This window comes from Candidatus Poribacteria bacterium, from assembly GCA_016866785.1.
GTDB lineage: Bacteria > Poribacteria > WGA-4E.
On sequence record VGLH01000053.1, the window covers coordinates 1 to 17,253 of the forward strand.

General features: G+C 63.6%; 14 protein-coding genes and 2 tRNA genes. 4 read left to right on the plus strand and 12 right to left on the minus strand.

Going from position 1 to position 17,253, the window contains the following annotated elements:
- A partial coding sequence (locus FJZ36_09510; protein MBM3215138.1) for a hypothetical protein occupies nucleotides 1-889 on the minus strand: 889 nt, incomplete at its 3' end.
- A gap of 216 nt (nucleotides 890-1,105) precedes the next feature.
- Nucleotides 1,106-1,181 (minus strand) — tRNA-Lys (locus FJZ36_09515).
- A 1,506-nt stretch (nucleotides 1,182-2,687) separates the two neighbouring features.
- Here FJZ36_09515 and FJZ36_09520 point away from each other — a divergent pair.
- The 3 genes from FJZ36_09520 (at nucleotide 2,688) to FJZ36_09530 (ending at nucleotide 6,359) form a co-directional block, all read left to right on the plus strand.
- Nucleotides 2,688-3,467, plus strand: a complete 780-nt coding sequence (locus FJZ36_09520) for an RNA polymerase sigma factor (GenBank protein ID MBM3215139.1) — start codon at nucleotides 2,688-2,690, stop codon at nucleotides 3,465-3,467.
- Nucleotides 3,468-3,524: 57 nt separating this feature from the next.
- Nucleotides 3,525-4,220, plus strand: a complete 696-nt coding sequence (locus FJZ36_09525) for a hypothetical protein (GenBank protein ID MBM3215140.1) — start codon at nucleotides 3,525-3,527, stop codon at nucleotides 4,218-4,220.
- A 69-nt stretch (nucleotides 4,221-4,289) separates the two neighbouring features.
- Nucleotides 4,290-6,359 carry a tetratricopeptide repeat protein gene (locus FJZ36_09530; GenBank protein ID MBM3215141.1) on the plus strand — a complete coding sequence of 690 codons (2,070 nt, stop codon included), beginning with the start codon at nucleotides 4,290-4,292 and terminating at the stop codon, nucleotides 6,357-6,359.
- Between the two features lie 86 nt (nucleotides 6,360-6,445).
- Here FJZ36_09530 and FJZ36_09535 read toward each other — a convergent pair whose 3' ends face one another.
- Nucleotides 6,446-6,973 carry a dihydrofolate reductase gene (locus FJZ36_09535; protein MBM3215142.1) on the minus strand — a complete coding sequence of 176 codons (528 nt, stop codon included), beginning with the start codon at nucleotides 6,971-6,973 and terminating at the stop codon, nucleotides 6,446-6,448.
- Between the two features lie 57 nt (nucleotides 6,974-7,030).
- Nucleotides 7,031-7,106 (minus strand) — tRNA-Arg (locus FJZ36_09540).
- A 250-nt stretch (nucleotides 7,107-7,356) separates the two neighbouring features.
- Between FJZ36_09540 and FJZ36_09545 the strand changes: the two genes are divergently transcribed.
- Nucleotides 7,357-9,087, plus strand: a complete 1,731-nt coding sequence (locus tag FJZ36_09545) for a hypothetical protein (GenBank protein ID MBM3215143.1) — start codon at nucleotides 7,357-7,359, stop codon at nucleotides 9,085-9,087.
- On the opposite strand, the gene FJZ36_09550 is transcribed toward FJZ36_09545, so the two are convergent.
- From FJZ36_09550 to FJZ36_09585, 8 genes are all read right to left on the minus strand, one after another.
- The gene (locus FJZ36_09550) at nucleotides 9,053-9,415 is read right to left on the minus strand and encodes a DUF1232 domain-containing protein (protein MBM3215144.1); all 363 of its coding nucleotides are present in this window, start codon (nucleotides 9,413-9,415) and stop codon (nucleotides 9,053-9,055) included. The two genes, FJZ36_09545 and FJZ36_09550, sit on opposite strands and share 35 nt — an antisense overlap.
- A gap of 26 nt (nucleotides 9,416-9,441) precedes the next feature.
- Nucleotides 9,442-10,467, minus strand: a complete 1,026-nt coding sequence (locus FJZ36_09555) for a hypothetical protein (protein MBM3215145.1) — start codon at nucleotides 10,465-10,467, stop codon at nucleotides 9,442-9,444.
- A gap of 116 nt (nucleotides 10,468-10,583) precedes the next feature.
- On the minus strand, nucleotides 10,584-13,337 hold the full coding sequence (locus tag FJZ36_09560) for a glycoside hydrolase family 5 protein (GenBank protein ID MBM3215146.1): 2,754 nt from the start codon (nucleotides 13,335-13,337) through the stop codon (nucleotides 10,584-10,586).
- 107 nt (nucleotides 13,338-13,444) lie between these two features.
- On the minus strand, nucleotides 13,445-14,071 hold the full coding sequence (locus FJZ36_09565) for a ThuA domain-containing protein (GenBank protein MBM3215147.1): 627 nt from the start codon (nucleotides 14,069-14,071) through the stop codon (nucleotides 13,445-13,447).
- A gap of 21 nt (nucleotides 14,072-14,092) precedes the next feature.
- Nucleotides 14,093-15,139, minus strand: coding sequence for a Gfo/Idh/MocA family oxidoreductase (locus tag FJZ36_09570; protein MBM3215148.1), 1,047 nt, complete (start codon nucleotides 15,137-15,139; stop codon nucleotides 14,093-14,095).
- Nucleotides 15,140-15,163: 24 nt separating this feature from the next.
- Entirely contained in the window at nucleotides 15,164-16,024 is an 861-nt protein-coding gene (locus FJZ36_09575; protein MBM3215149.1) for a sugar phosphate isomerase/epimerase, read from the minus strand.
- Between the two features lie 23 nt (nucleotides 16,025-16,047).
- Nucleotides 16,048-16,383, minus strand: a complete 336-nt coding sequence (locus FJZ36_09580; GenBank protein ID MBM3215150.1) for a cupin domain-containing protein — start codon at nucleotides 16,381-16,383, stop codon at nucleotides 16,048-16,050.
- Nucleotides 16,384-16,393: 10 nt separating this feature from the next.
- Nucleotides 16,394-17,221 carry a sugar phosphate isomerase/epimerase gene (locus FJZ36_09585; protein MBM3215151.1) on the minus strand — a complete coding sequence of 276 codons (828 nt, stop codon included), beginning with the start codon at nucleotides 17,219-17,221 and terminating at the stop codon, nucleotides 16,394-16,396.
- Nucleotides 17,222-17,253: the final 32 nt, after the last annotated feature.

The following is a 17,253-nucleotide window of genomic DNA, read 5'->3' on the forward strand; positions in this document are numbered from 1 at the left end:
AGAAGTGCCGCAGGTCGTAGACCTGTAACTCATCGCAGCCGGTGACACGCACGAGGCGACCCCAAGCCGTCTTGATGCTCCCGTAGGGCTGCGTCGGGTCTTTCGGTGACGGGAAGACGTAGTGCGACCCGCTCCGATTGCGGAGAAGGTCGGCGACGAACGCAGACACGGGAATCACGCCCCATCGCCCGTTCTTCATCTTGTCCGGCGGAATCTGAATCGTGTCTCCGTGCATCTCGTCCTTGCGAAGGGCGAAGACGTTGGACGGTCGGAGTCCGGTCAGCGCGAGAACGAGGACGATGTCGCGCACGTCGCCCCGCGCGGCGTTCACGAGGGCGATGAGCTCGTCCATGTCAAGGACGCGCATCCGCCGGTTGTCGAACCGGAGCCCCTTGACTCGCGCGAGGGGGTTCGCGTCGAGAAGCCCCGCATCGACGGCGTGGTTCAAGGCTTGCTTGAGCTTCTGGAGGTTGCCGTTGCGCGTCCTGGGCGACAGGTGCGCGTAGAACGCCGTGAGAGAGCGGGCGTGTTCGGGCGTCACGTCCGATAGGCGCAGGTTCGGACATGCCGTGTTGAGGAACCGCACGACGGCGCGGACGCGCTCTGACGCGAAGTGGTGCGCCTTCAACGCCCTCTGCGAGTCCAGGAACGGGCCCATCACGTAGTCGGCGAGCCTGGGGTTCTCGCGCTCGGTACGCTCGTGCGCCAAGTCGTCCAGCAGGGCGTCGAACCGGGCGAGCGCGCGCGCCTTGTCGGTTCCGAGACGACGCTTGATGCGCTTGCCGTCGTCGGGCTTGATGTCAGCCGTGTACACTCCGTCACTGGTGCGGAACAGACCCGACACGGCGCGATGCGGGAGCATTCGGACAGGTTGGCGAGTGCTACGCATGGCTTCCCGGACTCCTCTTGGTGAGCGTGAAGGAATCGGGAAGGTCGGGGTCGAGCTTTCCCTGAAGTTTACCTGGAGCTTCCCTGAAGCCGCCGCAGAAAGGGGGGCACTGTGCCAGTCTGGCAGAGGGAACACCCTTCGAAGCGACCGACTTGGGCAACGTCGAGGGGCGGTGGAATCAGCGTTCTGGCGGGGTTCTGCGTCGGCGTAGGTACGTGGTGCGCCGTGGTGGAGTCGAACCACCAACCGCCTGATTAAGAGTCAGATGCTCTGCCAGTTGAGCTAACGGCGCATAGGAGGGACCCAAACCACGCCTATTGTGCCACGCGTCGACGCGATCGACAAGCTGATGCACTGACCTGCTCCGCTAAGTTGGGACAGTGGGCGCGATGAGGAGTATCCACCGTTGATAGGCGTCGCGACGGATGTTCTGCGTCCGTTTGTGCGCGCGAGGGATCCGATGTTTCAGGAGGACGAAGAGCGGGGAGTAGGACTCCTGTGTTTTTCGCGTAGAGAGCATCTCGCGCCGCTTCGTCCACCAAGTAGCCCAACGCGTACAAGTAGCCCAACGCGTAGGCGATGAGCGTCAAGGCGATCGTCTTCTCCATCCGCTCCCGGCTCTTGTTCATCAGTCTGTCCAGGTGCAGAAGCGACTTCACAGGTCTTTGAAACTCTCCTCGATCTTCCTGCGCTTCTCTTCCTGCGCTTCTCGTAGAGTTCGAGACCCTTCTCCGGCTCCAACGACGTGATAACCCAAAGAGGTTCCTTGCATCCCTGCTTCCAGCATCCCGCCAGATGCACGCGCGTGGTTCCCTTGTAGGAGACGTTCTTGGAGACGTTCTTGGAGACGTTCTTGGCAAAGACGGCCTTCCCAGGAGCCAGAGTCAACGCGATGGGGTTGCCTGCCTTGTCCGTCCGTTGCACCCCGTTGCCGGTGTTCAGGCGGATGACGAAGGGTTGTTTCTCGCGCTTGAGGTCTCGAAGGAGCGCTTCATAGCTGAATTCCCATCAAAGACGATGGAAACGTCCCTCAGCAGTTTCGAAGCGGTTGCCAACGCGCGACGATGTTCGCGGTTCCGCGAGGTAACCTCCTCCTCGATGGTCTGCGAAGAGTCTGCGAGGAGTCTGCGAGGAGGAGGTGACGAAGTGGAACGGCAACACCCGACCGCCGCGAGGCGTACCCAGCGTCAGCAGCCAGAAGCCACGAGTCTTCCCGTCCTTCAACGTTCCGACGTAGGAGGTCCACTTCGCCTGCCGACGCTCCACTTCCGTCACATCCCCCACCACGAAAGGTGCGTTCTCGTCAAAGAGGCGAAGCAAAGGCATCCAAGGTTCCACCTCGTCCAAGAAACGGTTGAGCGCTTTGGCGTTGGAGGAAGGACTGGTTCCTTCCATCGCATGGCTGATGTCGCTGAGTCGGGGCGACGCTGCCCGCAGGATGCCGTGAAGAACCCGTCACACAAGCGTCTCATCTTCGGCGAAAATCCCCCGGACGAACGGCGCGAGGTCGGACACGCGGAGAACATCCTGTAGCATGGTCAGCACTCCATCCAGAGACCGTGATTCTGACCCACATTCTAACCGGTTCTCGTATGTCGCAACTTAGCAAATGAGGTCAGGATGCACAAAGATCGGGAGCGGATCGAGAAGAGGGTCGCGCTTGCCGTTCGCGGTTGAGCGGTCGTCGCGTAAACCCGATGCGGTGGCTCGGCGTTTGACGTGGCGAAAGTGTGCTGTAAGTCGTGTCGCGTGATGTCAGCCGCAGAACCGAGACGGGCGGCGGCGGGAGGTCGGTGCCATGCGCGGCCAAGTCGGGTCGTTGACTCTCAACGGCATCAGCGGTATCGTCGCGAGAGTAGACGGTACGGGCGACAGGATCGAGACCACTCAGAGCCCGGCGCCAGCCCTGGAGAACACGGCGGGGCATCCGAACGCAACCCATGCGGTAGGTGTGGATCAGAACCGATCGACACAACACCTACGGGACGCGACGGAGTTCGATGATGCGACGGCGGATGCGGAGCTCATCGAAGCCGCACAGGCTGGAGACACGCGAGCGTTCGACGTGCTCATGCAGCGCTATCGGTCGCGGGTCTTCATGCTGGCTTACCAGAAGACGAAGAGCTACGAGGACGCTCTCGACATCACACAGGAAACGTTTGTGCGCGCGTTCCTGGCTCTGCCGAAGTGGCGGCCCCAGGCGAGCTGGTACACGTGGCTCTTCCGCATCACGTACAACCTCTGCATCGACTTCCATCGTGCGCGCAGCCGCCGACGGACAGAATCGTTGGACGAGCCGGAATCGCAAATCCCTGAGCCGGCGACGTCAGGCTTTGCGAGCCGACCGGACCGCGTCGCCGAAGAGAACGAGCTAGCCGACATCATCCGCGATGCTGTCGACGGACTCTCGGATCGTCAGCGCGAAGTATTCGTGCTGCACCACTACGGCGGTCTACAGGTGAAGGAAGTCGCGGAAGCCCTTGCGATTGCCGAAGGAACCGCCAAAATCCACCTGTTCCGAGCCGTCGCGAAGCTGAGAGAGGTCCTTCGACCGATGCGCGAGGGACACCATATCTGATAAGCTGCACGGCGAGGACTCCGACGCCGGGAGCAGCCCGCATTCGAAAGCGCCGCTATGAAGCAACCATCCGATCTTGAGTTGTTGATAGTGCCGTATCTGGACGGTGACATCTCTCCAGAAGACCGCGCCCGCGTTCAGGCTGAAATCGAGTCGGATCCAGCGTTCGCGGCGATGGTCCAGGATTTCCGCGAGACTCTGGGTCTGCTCGCTGATCAAGCCCCACAGGACTTCGAAGCCCGCTTGGATGACCTCGACGGCGACATCTACCGCGAGATCGCTGCTCGCTCAGCCGTCAACGCTGCGTCGGCGCGAAGCCGTCGAATCGTCGGGATGGCTGTGGTAGGCGCAAGCCTTTGGGGGCGTTTTGGGAGCGCCGCCGCCATTGCTGCCGCGAGTCTGGTCGTGGGCGTCTTCCTAGGCGACCGGTCCATCGCGCCGGTACAGTACTCGCCCGTAGCCGAGGTCGTCGCGCCTGTGCGCGAGACATCGCACACGGTTCGCCAGCAACATCGCGAGTTTCAGCAAGTCGAGCAGGAGCGACAGCTCAACGAGGCTCGGCTGATCCACCACGTCCGCGGTGATGCACGAACGGCGCTGGCGCACTATGAGCAGTTGGTCGAAAACAGCCCCGATTCGTGGACCTCGCGCGTCGCGGAGTTTGAGCAATCCGCGATTCTCAGTACGACTGCCGTCACCATGCCGCTGCGACGGGACGTCAAGCCCGTGTTCGTCGACGTGACATCGCCGTAGGGCAGTTCAGTCGATGCGTGTTCGTGTCGCGCTTGACCAGACATCGCAGACATAGGGCCTGTACCGTCGATGGCAGACGACCTACCGATCCTGCGCCCCGAGACAACGCCCGTCAAGACAATTTCCGCCACGGGTAGGTGTGTCACGGCTGTCCTGTTGGCTGCGTGCGTCCTACTGCCGCTGCAGTTGAGCTATGGACAGAGCTCCTGGTCTTCGATCTCCCCCGAATCAGATCCTGTCGTCCAGCACGTCAGAGCCGGCGACTATGCCCGCGCCATGTCGGCGATCGAGCAGCGGCTTCGCTTCGCGCGAGGCGAGGACCGCATCGTGCTCCTCTTTCAGCAGGGAGATATCGCAGAATCCTACCAGCGGGACACTGCCGCGGCGGTCCGCGCCTACAACGAGATTGTGCGAGTCGCCGCCGGCACCGACGATGCTGATCTGGCGAGAGTCTATCTGGCGAGGATCCACGCTCGTCAAGGGGATTACGACCACGCTATCGACGTCTACACGGAGATCGTCGAGTCCGCCCCGGAGGGCAGCCGGTACCGCAAGTCGGCGATGGACGCCATCGGCAGGCTGAGGCGGGCGTCTGAGGAGATCGCTGCGTACCGTCGCCAAGCCGCCAAGACGACCGACCCAATCGTCTGGGCCCAGGCGACGTTCAACGTGGCGACCCTCTACGACGATGCGGGCACGCCGGACGCGGCAGTGCGCGAGTTCGCCGCCCTCGTCAGGCAGCGACCCGAGAGCGAGTTGGCGCCGGAAGCGCAGTACCGGATCGGTCAGATCCTGGCGCGTCAGCGCAACACGCAGGGAGCGCTCGAGGCGTACCAGCGCGTCGTCACCCAGTTCCGCGCCAGCCGTTTCGACGCGGAAGCCTTGTTCCAGACGGGGCACCTGTACCTCAACATGCCCGACAACGCCGCCGCGCTGTCGGCGTTTGACCGCGTGCTCACGGAGTACCCTTCGTTCTGGAAGACATCGGCGACGATCTACCTGCGAGCCGTGGCGCTGGAGCGACTCGGTCGTGTCGACGATGCGGCCGATGCCTTTCGGCTGTTCCTGAACCTGGCGCTCCTGTCAGGCGAACGGATCGCGATGGGCGATATCGCTCGGCGAGAGGACGAAGCGGCTGGACTCCAAGCGGAGATCGAGACGAAGCTGCGCCAAATCGCCGAGGGAACTCCGGCGCGGCTCCTCAACGAGGCGAGGTCTCTCACAGCGCAGCGCAAGCATTCCGAGGCGCTATCGACCCTCAACCGGCTGATCACAGACCATCGATCCTCGCCAGAAGCGAACGAAGCCTTGTCGTTGGTCCGCCAGTATCGAGCGCGAAGTGAGATCCAGCGAGTGTTGCTCGTGGCGGATCGCGCCGAGGACGCACCGACACAGGCGCGAGCTCGATTCCAGGCAGCCGGGCTGTATGAGCGAGAGCTTCAGGACTACGATGCGGCGATCAACCTGTATCTGCTCGTGGCGAACTCGGACGATTCCGGGAGCACTTGGGACGCCATCGCTCTGTATCGAGCCGGAGCGCTCTACGTGGCGAACCAGGGGAACACGTCGCGTGGTCTATCGACGTTCCAGCGTCTTGTGCAACTGGTTCCCTCGTCGCATGAATCCGCACGGGCGTATTACCAGATTGGGGAGATCCTGAGCGCGGAGCACCGGAACGTCGATGGCGCGATTGCTGCATTCCAACGAGCGATCCAGATGCCGCAGCTCTCGGTATACCTGACTGACGGGTGCGAGGACAGCACCGCGGATGCGGCTGCGTTCCGGGTTGCCCGTGTCCTGTTCGAGACGCGAGGGAACGCCGCCCAGTCGTCGCAGGCGATGCTGAACTTCATCCGCGAACGTCAGCGTTCTCCGAGGATCGCTGCGGCATGGCTCTACCTCAGCCGCGTGTACGAGGAGATAGGTCAGCGCGAACGGGCAATCGACGCGCTGCTGCACGCCAAATCATCCGCCGACGAGAGCGCTGTGAACGCTCAGTGGGTGCGCTATGAGTTCCCTGAGCTGGGTTCCAAGAACCGCGATGAATTGCTCGCCTGGATGGATCGTCGGCTTGACACCCTCCAACAGCGCAAGCCGCAGTCGGCAGCGGCGACGCGCAACTCCCTCCTGCCTCGCTAGCCACGTACTAACGCACGCAAGTATCTTGTCACGCCGACCTGAGACGCGCCGTAGGCGCGCGCTGCATCGCTGTACGCGCACATCGTTCACCGCTCTCGCCCGGTCTTCCTGACGTCGTACTCGAGCATTACGATGCCTGAGCCGTATGCCGTATGGCTGGTGAGGTGGAGTTCGACGTGGCGCGTCGTGTGGGAGTAGAGCGGTAGACCGCCGCCGAGGAGCACTGGCATAACAGCTACCTCGACCGTGTCGACGAGTCCCGTCTCGACGAAGCTGCGGAAGAGCTCGCCGCCGCCGAACAGCCAGATGTCTTTGGCGGCTTGAGTTCGGATGGGAGCCACGGTGTCAGTAGACACGTCGCCGACGATCGTGACGTCGGGATAGTCCTGCGGTTGGAGCGTGCGAGAGAACACAAACGTTTTCTCGCCCGATGCCGGCGAGCCCATGGCTCGCACGACCTCAAACGTGCGTCTGCCCATGAGGAACGTATCGAACTGGGCGAGCAGCGCGCCGAAGTCGATGTCCGGGTCCGCAGTGATCCAGTCGATTTCTCCGTTGGGCCCTGCGATGTAGCCGTCTAGGCTCATGGCGACCTGGTACCGGATTCGGGGCACGGCTGCCTCCACGGATACGGTCTGCCGCGTGTGCGCTGCTGTTCATAAGTCTGTGTGTGGCGCGCCCAGAGGGATTCGAACCCCCAACCCTCAGATCCGAAGTCTGATGCTCTATCCATTGAGCTATGGGCGCGCGTGGAGTGCACGGCTATCTTACCGCGCCGGAGCCGGGATCGGCAAGCTGACGCGACGCCAGGGCACGCCCATCTCATGGACGGGTCTCGCCGGATGGCAGCTTCATGGACGGATGGCGTCGCGTCGGAGCTTCGAGCGCTCATCTGAACCCCGGCGTTGCTGGGTAAGGTGCGCTCACGGGATGACCGTGGGCAGACATCGGACCGATTGCAGACCAAACGCCCATCGCGTATCCTGCGCTGCGTCCCATGCGCACATGGCAGCGGAGGGAAAGAGGTCCGATGCGCGAACCGGGGATCCGCGACCGCCTCGACCGATGGGTCCTCGCGGTCGTAGCGCTGTGCATCCTTGCGCTCGGGTACGGCGGGCGGCTCTGGTTGCTGCGCATCCGAGGGTTCGACCCCGACGAGTTCGAGCACCTCCACGCAGCCTGGCTCATCGCCAAGGGTCAGGTCATCTATCGCGACTTCTTCGAGCACCACACACCCTGGACGCAGTTCCTGCTGTCGCCCCTTTACGCCTTCTTCCGTGTCGACACGAACGTCAGCGATGCATTCGCGCTCATCTTCACGGCGCGCACTCTCATGTGGGCGCTCACGGGAGGGGCGCTGGCGCTCGTGTTCGCGCTCGGAAGACGGTGGCGCAGCACCGACGTCGGGTTCCTCGCCGCTGCGTTCCTGTCGAACACGATCATGTACCTCGAGAAGACCATCGAGATACGTCCCGATGTCCTCGCCAGCGTCCTCTTGCTCGGGTGTCTGTTCGTATCCGTGGGCTTGGTGCAACGCAACGAGCCTACACCCTGGTGGCAATGGGCGTTGAGCGGGTGCCTGTTGGGCGGGGCGGTCATGGCGACTCAGAAGGTGCTGTTCGTCCTGCCTGGGTTCGCCCTCGCGGTGGCGTGGCATGCCCTCGACCGTGGCTCGCCAGGGACGCTGACAACGCGGCTTCGTGACATCGGATGGCAGATCGCCGGTTTCGCCGTCCCGATCCTTGTCACGGTCGCCTACTTCGCGGCGATGGGCGGACTGACGCAGTTCGTCGAGCTCAACTTCCTGCTCAACCTCCGATGGAAGGTCCGGTTCTCACCCAGCAACTACCTGCTCCAGCTTCTTCGGCAGAACCCTCTGATCGCCGCCGTGGGCGTTCTCGGAACCCTCCGCGCCTTGGTTGTTCTCCGACGACGATATGCGCGTCGACAGGGCGATGCCGTAACCGTGCTCAGCTTCCTATCTGTCGCGGCAGGTCTCTACGTCATGCCGGTTCCCTACCGGCAATACTACCTGTTGGGGCTCCCCCTTCTTGCGCTCCTCGCCAGCGATTGGCTCACGCGACTGTGCGCGTTGGCGGAACCACAACGCCCGGACGGTCGTCCGTGGTACGCGCCGTATCAGCTCCTGATCGCTGGGGCTATCACGGCGTTGGCAGTTGGGCTGGCGCTGTGGTACGGCAAGGCTGCGCTCGGGGAGCCGTGGACGCTCCCTGCCATCTGGGCGATGGCGGCGGCAGGCGCATGGCTTGTCGCCAGACTCAGGTTGCCCCGCGCGGCGCTCGCCGTTCTCCTCATCGCCGCGTCGGTCTACCCGCTCAAGCAGATGCGCGACGACTTCACATGGACGAACCAGGATGCGCTCGGAGACATCGAGTACGTCCTGACCAACTCGGAGCCCGAGGAAAGCGTGATGGACGGGTGGACGGGCAGGGGCGTGTTTCGGCCGCACGCCATCTACCACTACTTCCTGCACGGCGAGGTGCGCGCCATGTTGACGGAAGAGCAGAAGGGCGACATCCTCGCCCGACTACGATCGGGCGAAGTCGCCCCCAGGCTCATTCTCATGGACGGAGACCTACGAGGCGTGTCACCGGACATCACGGCGTTCTTGGAGGAGCGCTACGAAGCGACGGGCAGAGGCGTCATCTGGCAGCGACGGCAACCGGGGCAGCCTACCACATCGGACCCCGACGCGAGCTCTCGTTGATCTCGCGCACGTGTTCTTCAAGGATGTCTCGAGGCGCAAGCCGGATGAAGAGCCACGCGCCCGGCGCGAAGACGAGCACCAGCAGCACGGCGAGGTCGTCAGCCGACCCGATGAACGGGAAGAAGTCGGGAATCAGATCGACCTTCGCCAGGAAGTAGACCATCCCCACACATGCGCTAATGATGGCGAATATCGCGGGAATGCCCTTCCGGTAGATGGGAACGCGAGGGTCGCGCCAGAGGCGCACGACGAGGCGGCCGTAGTTGGGCAAGTGATACAGGTGTCGCAGCCACTTCGGCGCACCTGAGCCTCCCGGAGGTCCGAACATCGTCAGGTCCTTGCCGGGCCGTCCATCTAGGCGGGGATTCCCATCTCGCTGTCGTTGAGCATGCCGGCGTCGTCGGCGACGAAGTCGTCTGGGAACCGCGTACCGTCGTTGTAGCGTGCCAGTTTCAGGTCAGCCCCGGCGAGGTTGGCTCCGGCGAGGTTGGCGTCGCGTAGGTCCGCTCGAACCATGTCGGCTCTGCCCAGGTTCGCCCGCATGAACGTGGCGCCACGCAGGTTGGCGTCTGTGAACGTCGCGCGGATCAGGTACGCGCCCTGGAAGTTGGCTCCCTCCGCCTGAGCGCAGTGCAGGTTCACCCGAATCATGTTCGAACCGATCATGCTCGCCTCGCGAAGGATGGCGTCTGCCAGATTCGCCCCACCGAGGTCGGCTCGGACCAGGTTTGAGCCCTGCAGCGCGGCTCCCTGCATGTTCGCCCCGCTGAGATCGGTTCCCTGCAGATTGGCTCCGCTCAGATCGCCGTGGAGGAAGTCCGCGCCCTGAACCACGGCTCGGTGCAGATTGGCGCGCGCGAGGTTCGCCTCGCCCAGGTTGGCTTTGGTCAGGATCGCGTCGGTGAGGTTCGCCCCGGATAGGTTGCATCCGCGCAGGTCGCACCACCCGAGGTCTGCGCCGCCCAGGCTGGCAGAGCTCAGGTTGGCGTACATCAGGTTCGTCTCTTTCAGAGTTGACCACCTGAGATCGACGCCGCTGGCGTTCGTGCCGTTCAGGTTCGCGCCGTTTATCTGCGCCCAGCGAAGATCAGCCCAGCAGGCGTTCGCCTCCGCGAGGTTCGCGCGTCGGAGGTCGGTCCATCGGAGGTCAGCGCCGCGCAGGTTGGCGCGAGAGAGATCGGCATTGCGCAGATCGGTCCATCGCAGGTCGGCGCCGCTCAGGTCCGCTTCGAACATGCCCGCCCATCGGAGGTCGGCGCGATAGAGCACGGCAGAACGAAGGTCGCTGCCCCCGAGCTCCGCGCGCGGGCGAATCGAGTAGCCGTTCACGATCCTGGGGACGATGACCCCACCGTTCTCGTTCGTGCTTTCCGTCGGCACGAAGGCCCCCTTGCCGGGCGTGATGCTCACACCTTGCAGCGTCGCAGACACAACCTATCCAATACTACCATCGGCAGCCGACTGCAGCGATCTTGAGCGCAGCGGACTCGAGCTGCCTACCGGTTCGCGTTGAGCGTTCCGCGCGCGGCGTACCGACGGAACGCCGCCTGAACGAGGCTCTCCTGCAAGCTCCCATCGCCACGAACGCGCACCGTTCCTCGGTTCGAATAGTAGTGGAAGTGCCATCCGAACGCGTCGAAGATGCGGAAGAAGTCCGCCATGACCGCCAGCGCGCAGTGGTTCGAGTAGACATCCTGATCCGTCTGTTCGAGACCGCCGAACTCGCCCAGATGAATGGGAACGCGATGGTCGATGGCGTACCGGAACGCTGGGATCCAGCGTGTGAGGATGTCGCGGATGTCTCGCTCCTCGTTGGGCCAGAGAGGTGGCAACCGGAACTCGTAGTCGTGAAAGCTGTAGACCGTGAGCGGATCGCCCGTCGGCTCCAAGGTCTCGAAGGCTCCCTTCGGGAACGGTTTTGCCCCTGGTCCCCATTCCGGCATCGCCTCGACGTAGATGAGGTGCGTCTTGTCCACTTCGCGGATCACGTTCGTGATCTTCTTGATCAACGCACCGTATGAACGCGGCTCGCGCGTCTCCGGTTCGTTCAGCAGGTCGTACGCCACGGCGTCGGGCGGCAGGTCCTTGCACTGGCGCGCCAGCGTCCGATAGTGCTCGACGACGTCAGGCACCCACTTCTCGTCCGTGTTGAAGACGTTCTGCAACCCGCGCTCCCACGCCCACATGAGCGTGCGCATGGCGCGTTCGCCGGTTTGGTTGTGCTGTGGTCGGAAGCTGTTGGCTCCGATGCGCCGAACCGTGTCGACCTCGGTGCGGCTCCCGGGCTCGCCGATGTCCGTCGGCCCGAAGCAGTAGGACGTGAAACCGGCGAACCGTTTGATGGAGTCGAGAGGGACTCGATACACGATTCGATCGCTGTCGACCACTGCCACGAAATCGCCCCAGTCGCCCAGTGACCCAAGCACCTGCGACGGACTGTGGATCTCGATGCCTGGGTAACCGGTCAGGAGACCGTAGCTCGCGAGAGGCGGCAGCGGCGCGAGCCGAAGGGGCTCCGTTTCCCACGCGTCGCGGTACGTGCGGTAGCCGTAGACGTCGGCAATCCTCAGCGCACCGCCTTCTGGCTCGCGTAGGAACGCTTCGCTGAACTCGATAGGGTATTCAAGGACCGCACGCGACCAGAGCCGACAGCTCTTGATGTACGGGTCGGCAGCTCGCTGGTCGAGTGGTATCTGAGTCATCGTGCGCGCCTGTCCGAGTAGGCCTCGCCATTCCTTCAGCGGCCGCAGCACGAACAGCTCAGCACTGTCATTGGCGAACTCGACAGTGACCGCACGTGTTCCCTTTTCACCACTCGTGAAGATGATCCGCTCAGGCGGCGTCAGGAACACGAGCTGCGTCGGCAAGGGTCCGCCGCGCGACAAGTCGCTGACGAGCAGAACCCAGTTCTCCGTCAACGCGCCGTGGACGGAACGATCATAGACGACGCCATCGGAATCTGGAACGCGGCTTACGACGGCTCCGCTCTGCACTGACCACAGGTTGACAGGTCCGGTCGCTGCGGGCTTGTTGTAGACGCGCCAAGGCTGCAGCTCGTCCCACTCGTCGATGGCGAACGACCTGCCGGAGACCGTGACGTGGGCAGCGGGCGACAACGGACTCGCGTACACCTGGGCGTCATGCCGCAGTCCCCAGCGCTGCACGTCGTTGTCCAGCAGCGCCAGTGTGTTGAACCAACCGAACTTGTTGTCCAGACACGTGTTCAGACCGTTCAGGAGCCGACCGTCTCGCGCTCGAGACGCATCGTGCAGACCTTGCGCTGTGATGTCCAGAGCGCGTCCAATCTGTCCTGCTCGGATCGCGTCTTCCGTGTCGCGGACGATTGCGCCGAGGTCCGACGCCGCGTTGCGGCAATGGTCGATGTCCGACGTTGCTGCACCGAGCTCGCTCAGCCCGACTGCCTGGTACCGCATGTTGTTCGCCTCGTCGTGTAACAGAGCGAACTGGCAGAGGGCTTCGGCAAGCTCGTGGAGTTCGCCCGGTCGTCGGTCCTTGGACGGTGACAGCGCGTCACGTGCCGCGTCGACGACCCACGCCGGAAGCCGTCCTGAACCGCCCCAACCGTGCGCTTCCCAGTCGACAACGGCGATTCCCTTCGTCGCAAGCATCCCGAGCCGCCACCGCGCGTCCTCATCCCACCGCGCTAGCCGCGCCTCGGACATCCGTCGCGCGGCGGCTCGAGCGTCGTCGTCGGACAGTGCTGCCGCCGCTTTGCCCGTCGGATGGACGGTCGTCCACATGCCGTCGTCGAAGTCGGGACGCATGCAGGGCTCGTCTTCGAGCAGCGTGAGGGGCGCGAACTTGGCGGCTCGCCACGCAGAAGTGCCCGATGTGATCGGCGTGACGGACCCGTCGCGGTAGGCGATCCTGCCGCTCAACGCGAAGCCGGATGCTCCCGCGCTGAGGACTAGCGCGTTGGGGCCCGGGCGCAGCAGATGGGTCAGCTCGACGTCGAGCGCATCGGTCGCCCCGTTCGTCGACGCGATCTGTGCGCCGTTGAGCAGCACGTAGGTCGACTCAGCGACGCTGGCTCGGAAGACCGCGTACTCGATAGGCTTGTCCTCGATGTGCAGCACAGTGCGATAGAGGATCGGACACCGAGCGTACTCATTGGTCCGCCAGAAGAGAGAGCCTGGAGGGTACTCCGGCTCTTTCCCCATCCAGTCGACCGCGATCCATGTGGATGTCGTGGCGATGGCTGCGCCCATGAGCAGTGGCAAAGCGATCATGTCTCGATGCCTCCTGAGCCGCGTCCGCGTGCTCGGCGCGCGTCAGCCGCAATGAGAAAGGGAGCCCTGTCGGGCTCCCCACCGACCCTTGAAGGCAGCTTCGCGGGCTACTTGTTCATCGCCCACTCGATGCTGCGAAGCACGAACGCGCGGAACGCGGGATTGTCGTACGCCTTCATGTCATGACCCAGGGCGTTGTAGATGACCTTGCCCTTGCCCTGAGATCTCACGTAGAGCATGGGCTCGTCCTTGTCCGCCCAGTGCGCCGTCGCGAGAACGGTTCCGCCGGCTATCGGTCGATCCATGCAGTAGAGCTCGTCGGTGATCTTGAAATCGGACATGTCCGCCGTGATTGGATGGGACTTGTCCCGAATGACCACCGGGAACTCATGGTACGGTGAATGGTGAGTGACCCGCGCGCCGATGAGGTCGATGTAGCGCGTTCGCTCGGCAGACACGGCAGTCGCTCCGTGGATGCCCACGAGCGTATTGCCGCTCTCGACGAACCGGATCAACGCGTTCCCTTCCTCCTCGGTCATCGCCTGAGCGTTCCAGTCGACGCACGTGACCAATATGTCCGCCTGAGCCAGCCGGTCGCTGGTCACAACGGTCTTGTCGTGGCTTTCCTCGGCACGAACGGACCCGTAGGGCTTCAGCCACTCCATCAGGGCGACGCCCAAGGCTTCGGAGGGATGGTACTGGTCGGTCTTCGTGAGAATCAGTATGTCCGTCACGGTAGACTCCTCAACGCGCCGCTATGCCGACACGGTGACTGGCGCGCCACTGTCGCTCGAACGTGCGACGGCATCGCAGATCGCCAGCGTGTTCAGGTTGTCCTCGGCGCGGCACTGAGACGCGGGTCCGCCGTGCGCCGCCTCGATCGTCTCGTAGACAATCGCCTGCAGGTCGCGCGCGGCATCGGGAACCGGCAGCTCCCGTTCGCCTTCGCCGGTTCCTGCCACGAGCTTCCCATCAAGGTACATTTGCCCGGCAGGACGGTAGCGCGGCTTGCCGAAGTGCGTCCAGAGCAACGCGCCCTTGGCTCCCTCCACCGACCAGTGGTTGTCCCCAGGTCCCGTCGTGACGAACGACCCGTGGTACTCGACATGCAATCCGCCCTCGAACTCGATGGAGGCAAGCGCCATGCCGCCGCCGTTTACGTACCAAGACCAGCTCGGATCGTACGTCCGCCCGTAGATGCGGACGGCGTTCCTGCCGAAGATGAACCGCATCAGGTCGAACAGGTGGCAGCTCATCTCGAACGCGTGCATGTGTCGGAGACGACGCATGTAGCTATCGACCGTGATGTGCGGGCTGGCGAAGAAGCCGTGGTTGATGATCGCGTACTCCGGCTTCCCGATGTGTTCCGCCTGGATCGCGTCGCGCATGCCCTTGGAGTTGGGCCAGTAACGGTAGTTCTGGGCGATGACGAGTTGCTTTCCGAGCTGCTTCGCCTTTTCCGTCACGCGCTTCGCTTCGGCGAAATCGACGGTGAATGGCTTCTCGACGACCACATGCAGCCCTGCGTCCAGCGCGTTGTCGATCAGCGACGGATGGTAGATGCTGGGAGCGCAGATCACCGCAAAATCGGCGGGTGTGCGCTGCACCAACGACGCGACGGAGTTTGCGTAGTAAGACTGCGCCAGACCGAACTTCTCTCGGTGTTGCGCAATGATGTCGGCGTTCACGTCGACGCCGCCCACCATCTCGAGCCGCTCGTCCGCGTGGAGCACGGGCGCCCAGTCAGCGCCGCGGCCGCCCAGCCCGACTTCGATGACCCGACACTTCTGACTCGGTGACATGAGCCTGTATCCCCCACGCTTGTGCTAAGAACTCGTCGCGTCGGCAACCACCTGGCGCACCCACGCCAAGCCCTTCTCCAGCATCGGTCCGCCCATCCCCTCGGACTCGAGGCACAACACACCATCATAGCCAGCCTGAGCCAGCATCGACACGCACGTACGGATGTTGTCCGCGTTGACGCCGTCGCCGATGGCGCAGTAGCTGATCGCGATGCCGGATTCCTTGCCGCGCACTGCCTCGGCGAGCTCGGCACTGACATCCTTGACGTGACAGTGGCTCACCTTGGGCAGGAACCGCCTCAGGAACGCGACCGGGTCCTGTCCTGCGATGTACGTATTGCCCGTATCCATGTTCATCTTCAGGAACGGGCTATCGACGAAGTCGAGCATCTCAGCCATGAAGTCCGGTTTCGTCGTGTAATAGCCGTGCGGCTCGATGGTGATGTTCACCTCGTACGCGTCCGCGATCCGCATGATCTCGGCATAGTTCTCCTTCATGTAGGCGAGCGCCTCGGAATCGGACAGATCGGGACGCTGGAACAAACCGTCGGTCGTGTCCACGTTCGGGCACCCGATCAGCTTGGCATACCGAACCGTGTTGAGGACATACGGTATGGCGACGGTGCGCGCTTCGCGCGCGCTGAGCGGATACGCCGCGTCGAGGTTCGCGAACTGGACATCGTACTTGTCCAGCAGGCGGCGCATCTCCAGCGGGTCCTCCCACAGCGCGATGTGCGGGTAGTAGCGGAGACCATGCGCCCAACTCACGCCGTCGATGACGCCGCACTCCATGTAGTGGACATCGTTCCGCTTCGCCCACTGCAGGCACTTCTCGATGTCCCAGAACACGCTCGTGAACGCGTCGGTGTGGAACCCGATCTTCACGTGCTGTCTCCTCCCTTCTGTGTCTACTTGCCTACCACGAAAATGCAGAGCTCGCAGTTGCCGGTGTTCTCGATGCTGTGCCAGGAACCGCCAGGCGTGTAGAGGAGATCGCCCGCGCTGACCGTCGCCTCCTCGTCGTCGAGCGTGAATCGCCCAGTTCCCGAGACGATGTAGTAGAGTTCCCATGTCGGTTGGAGGTGTCGCCCGACGGCGCTGTTGGGCTGCAGTCGCGTCCAGACCACGAATGTGTCGGCGATGTCGTCAGGGAATGGGCGACGCGCGAACTCCGAGCCCTTGCTGCCCGGACCGTGGTTCATCTTCTGCTCGTTGCCGCCCTCGAACGCTCGTTCGATGAACATGCCGCGACTCCTAGGCGTGCGCGTTCTCCCAGATCGCCTCGACGTATCGGCGCGCCCGTGCGAGCGTCTCCCCGGGCTGGTCGGGAATGTCGACCAGGAGCTTGCCGTCTTCGACACCGACGATGCCGCTCTCGATCACCAGCCAGCCGTCGTACCCGACCGACTTGAGCGCCCCGAACGGCGACCGGAAGTCGGTGTGCCCGGCTCCGGGTTCCCGACGGTTGCTATCGACCACATGGACGTACCCGATGTGCTTTCCCGCCGCGCGGATCGCCGAGGCGATATCCCGCTCTTCAAGATTCATGTGGTAGAAGTCGGCGAGAATCCTGATGCCGGGGCATCCGACTTCATCGAGGATCGCCGCTGCCTGTTCGAGCCGGTTCATGAACCGCGTCTCGTGACGGCTCAGGGGCTCGATGAGCATCGTCACGCCGGTCTCCTCGACGGTCGGCGCGAGTTCCTGGAGCTCCCGGATGAGCACTTCGCGGACGTAGTCGTCGGGCGACTTCCCGGCTGGCAGATCGTCGAAGCGGGGGCGTCCGAACACCGGTACTTCGACCATCGCCGACGCACCCAGGTCCCTGCCGACGCGAAGTCGATCGTGCTCCCGGCGCACGCCATCGCGGCGAACGGCGGGGTCCGGGTCGAGCAGCTTCACGGTTCCCACGATGGCAGACACGCCGACGCCGGTTCCGTCGAGTTCGCGCAGAATGTCATCCGTGGGCATGTCGTTGTATTCGGGACCGAGCTCGATCCCGCCGAAGCCAGCCCGCCGCACGAACATCGCCTTCTCGCGCAACGTGCCGTCCGGTATCGGGGTGCGCAGACCTAGTCGCATGGGGCGTTCCTGTCATTCGCGGGATGATGCCG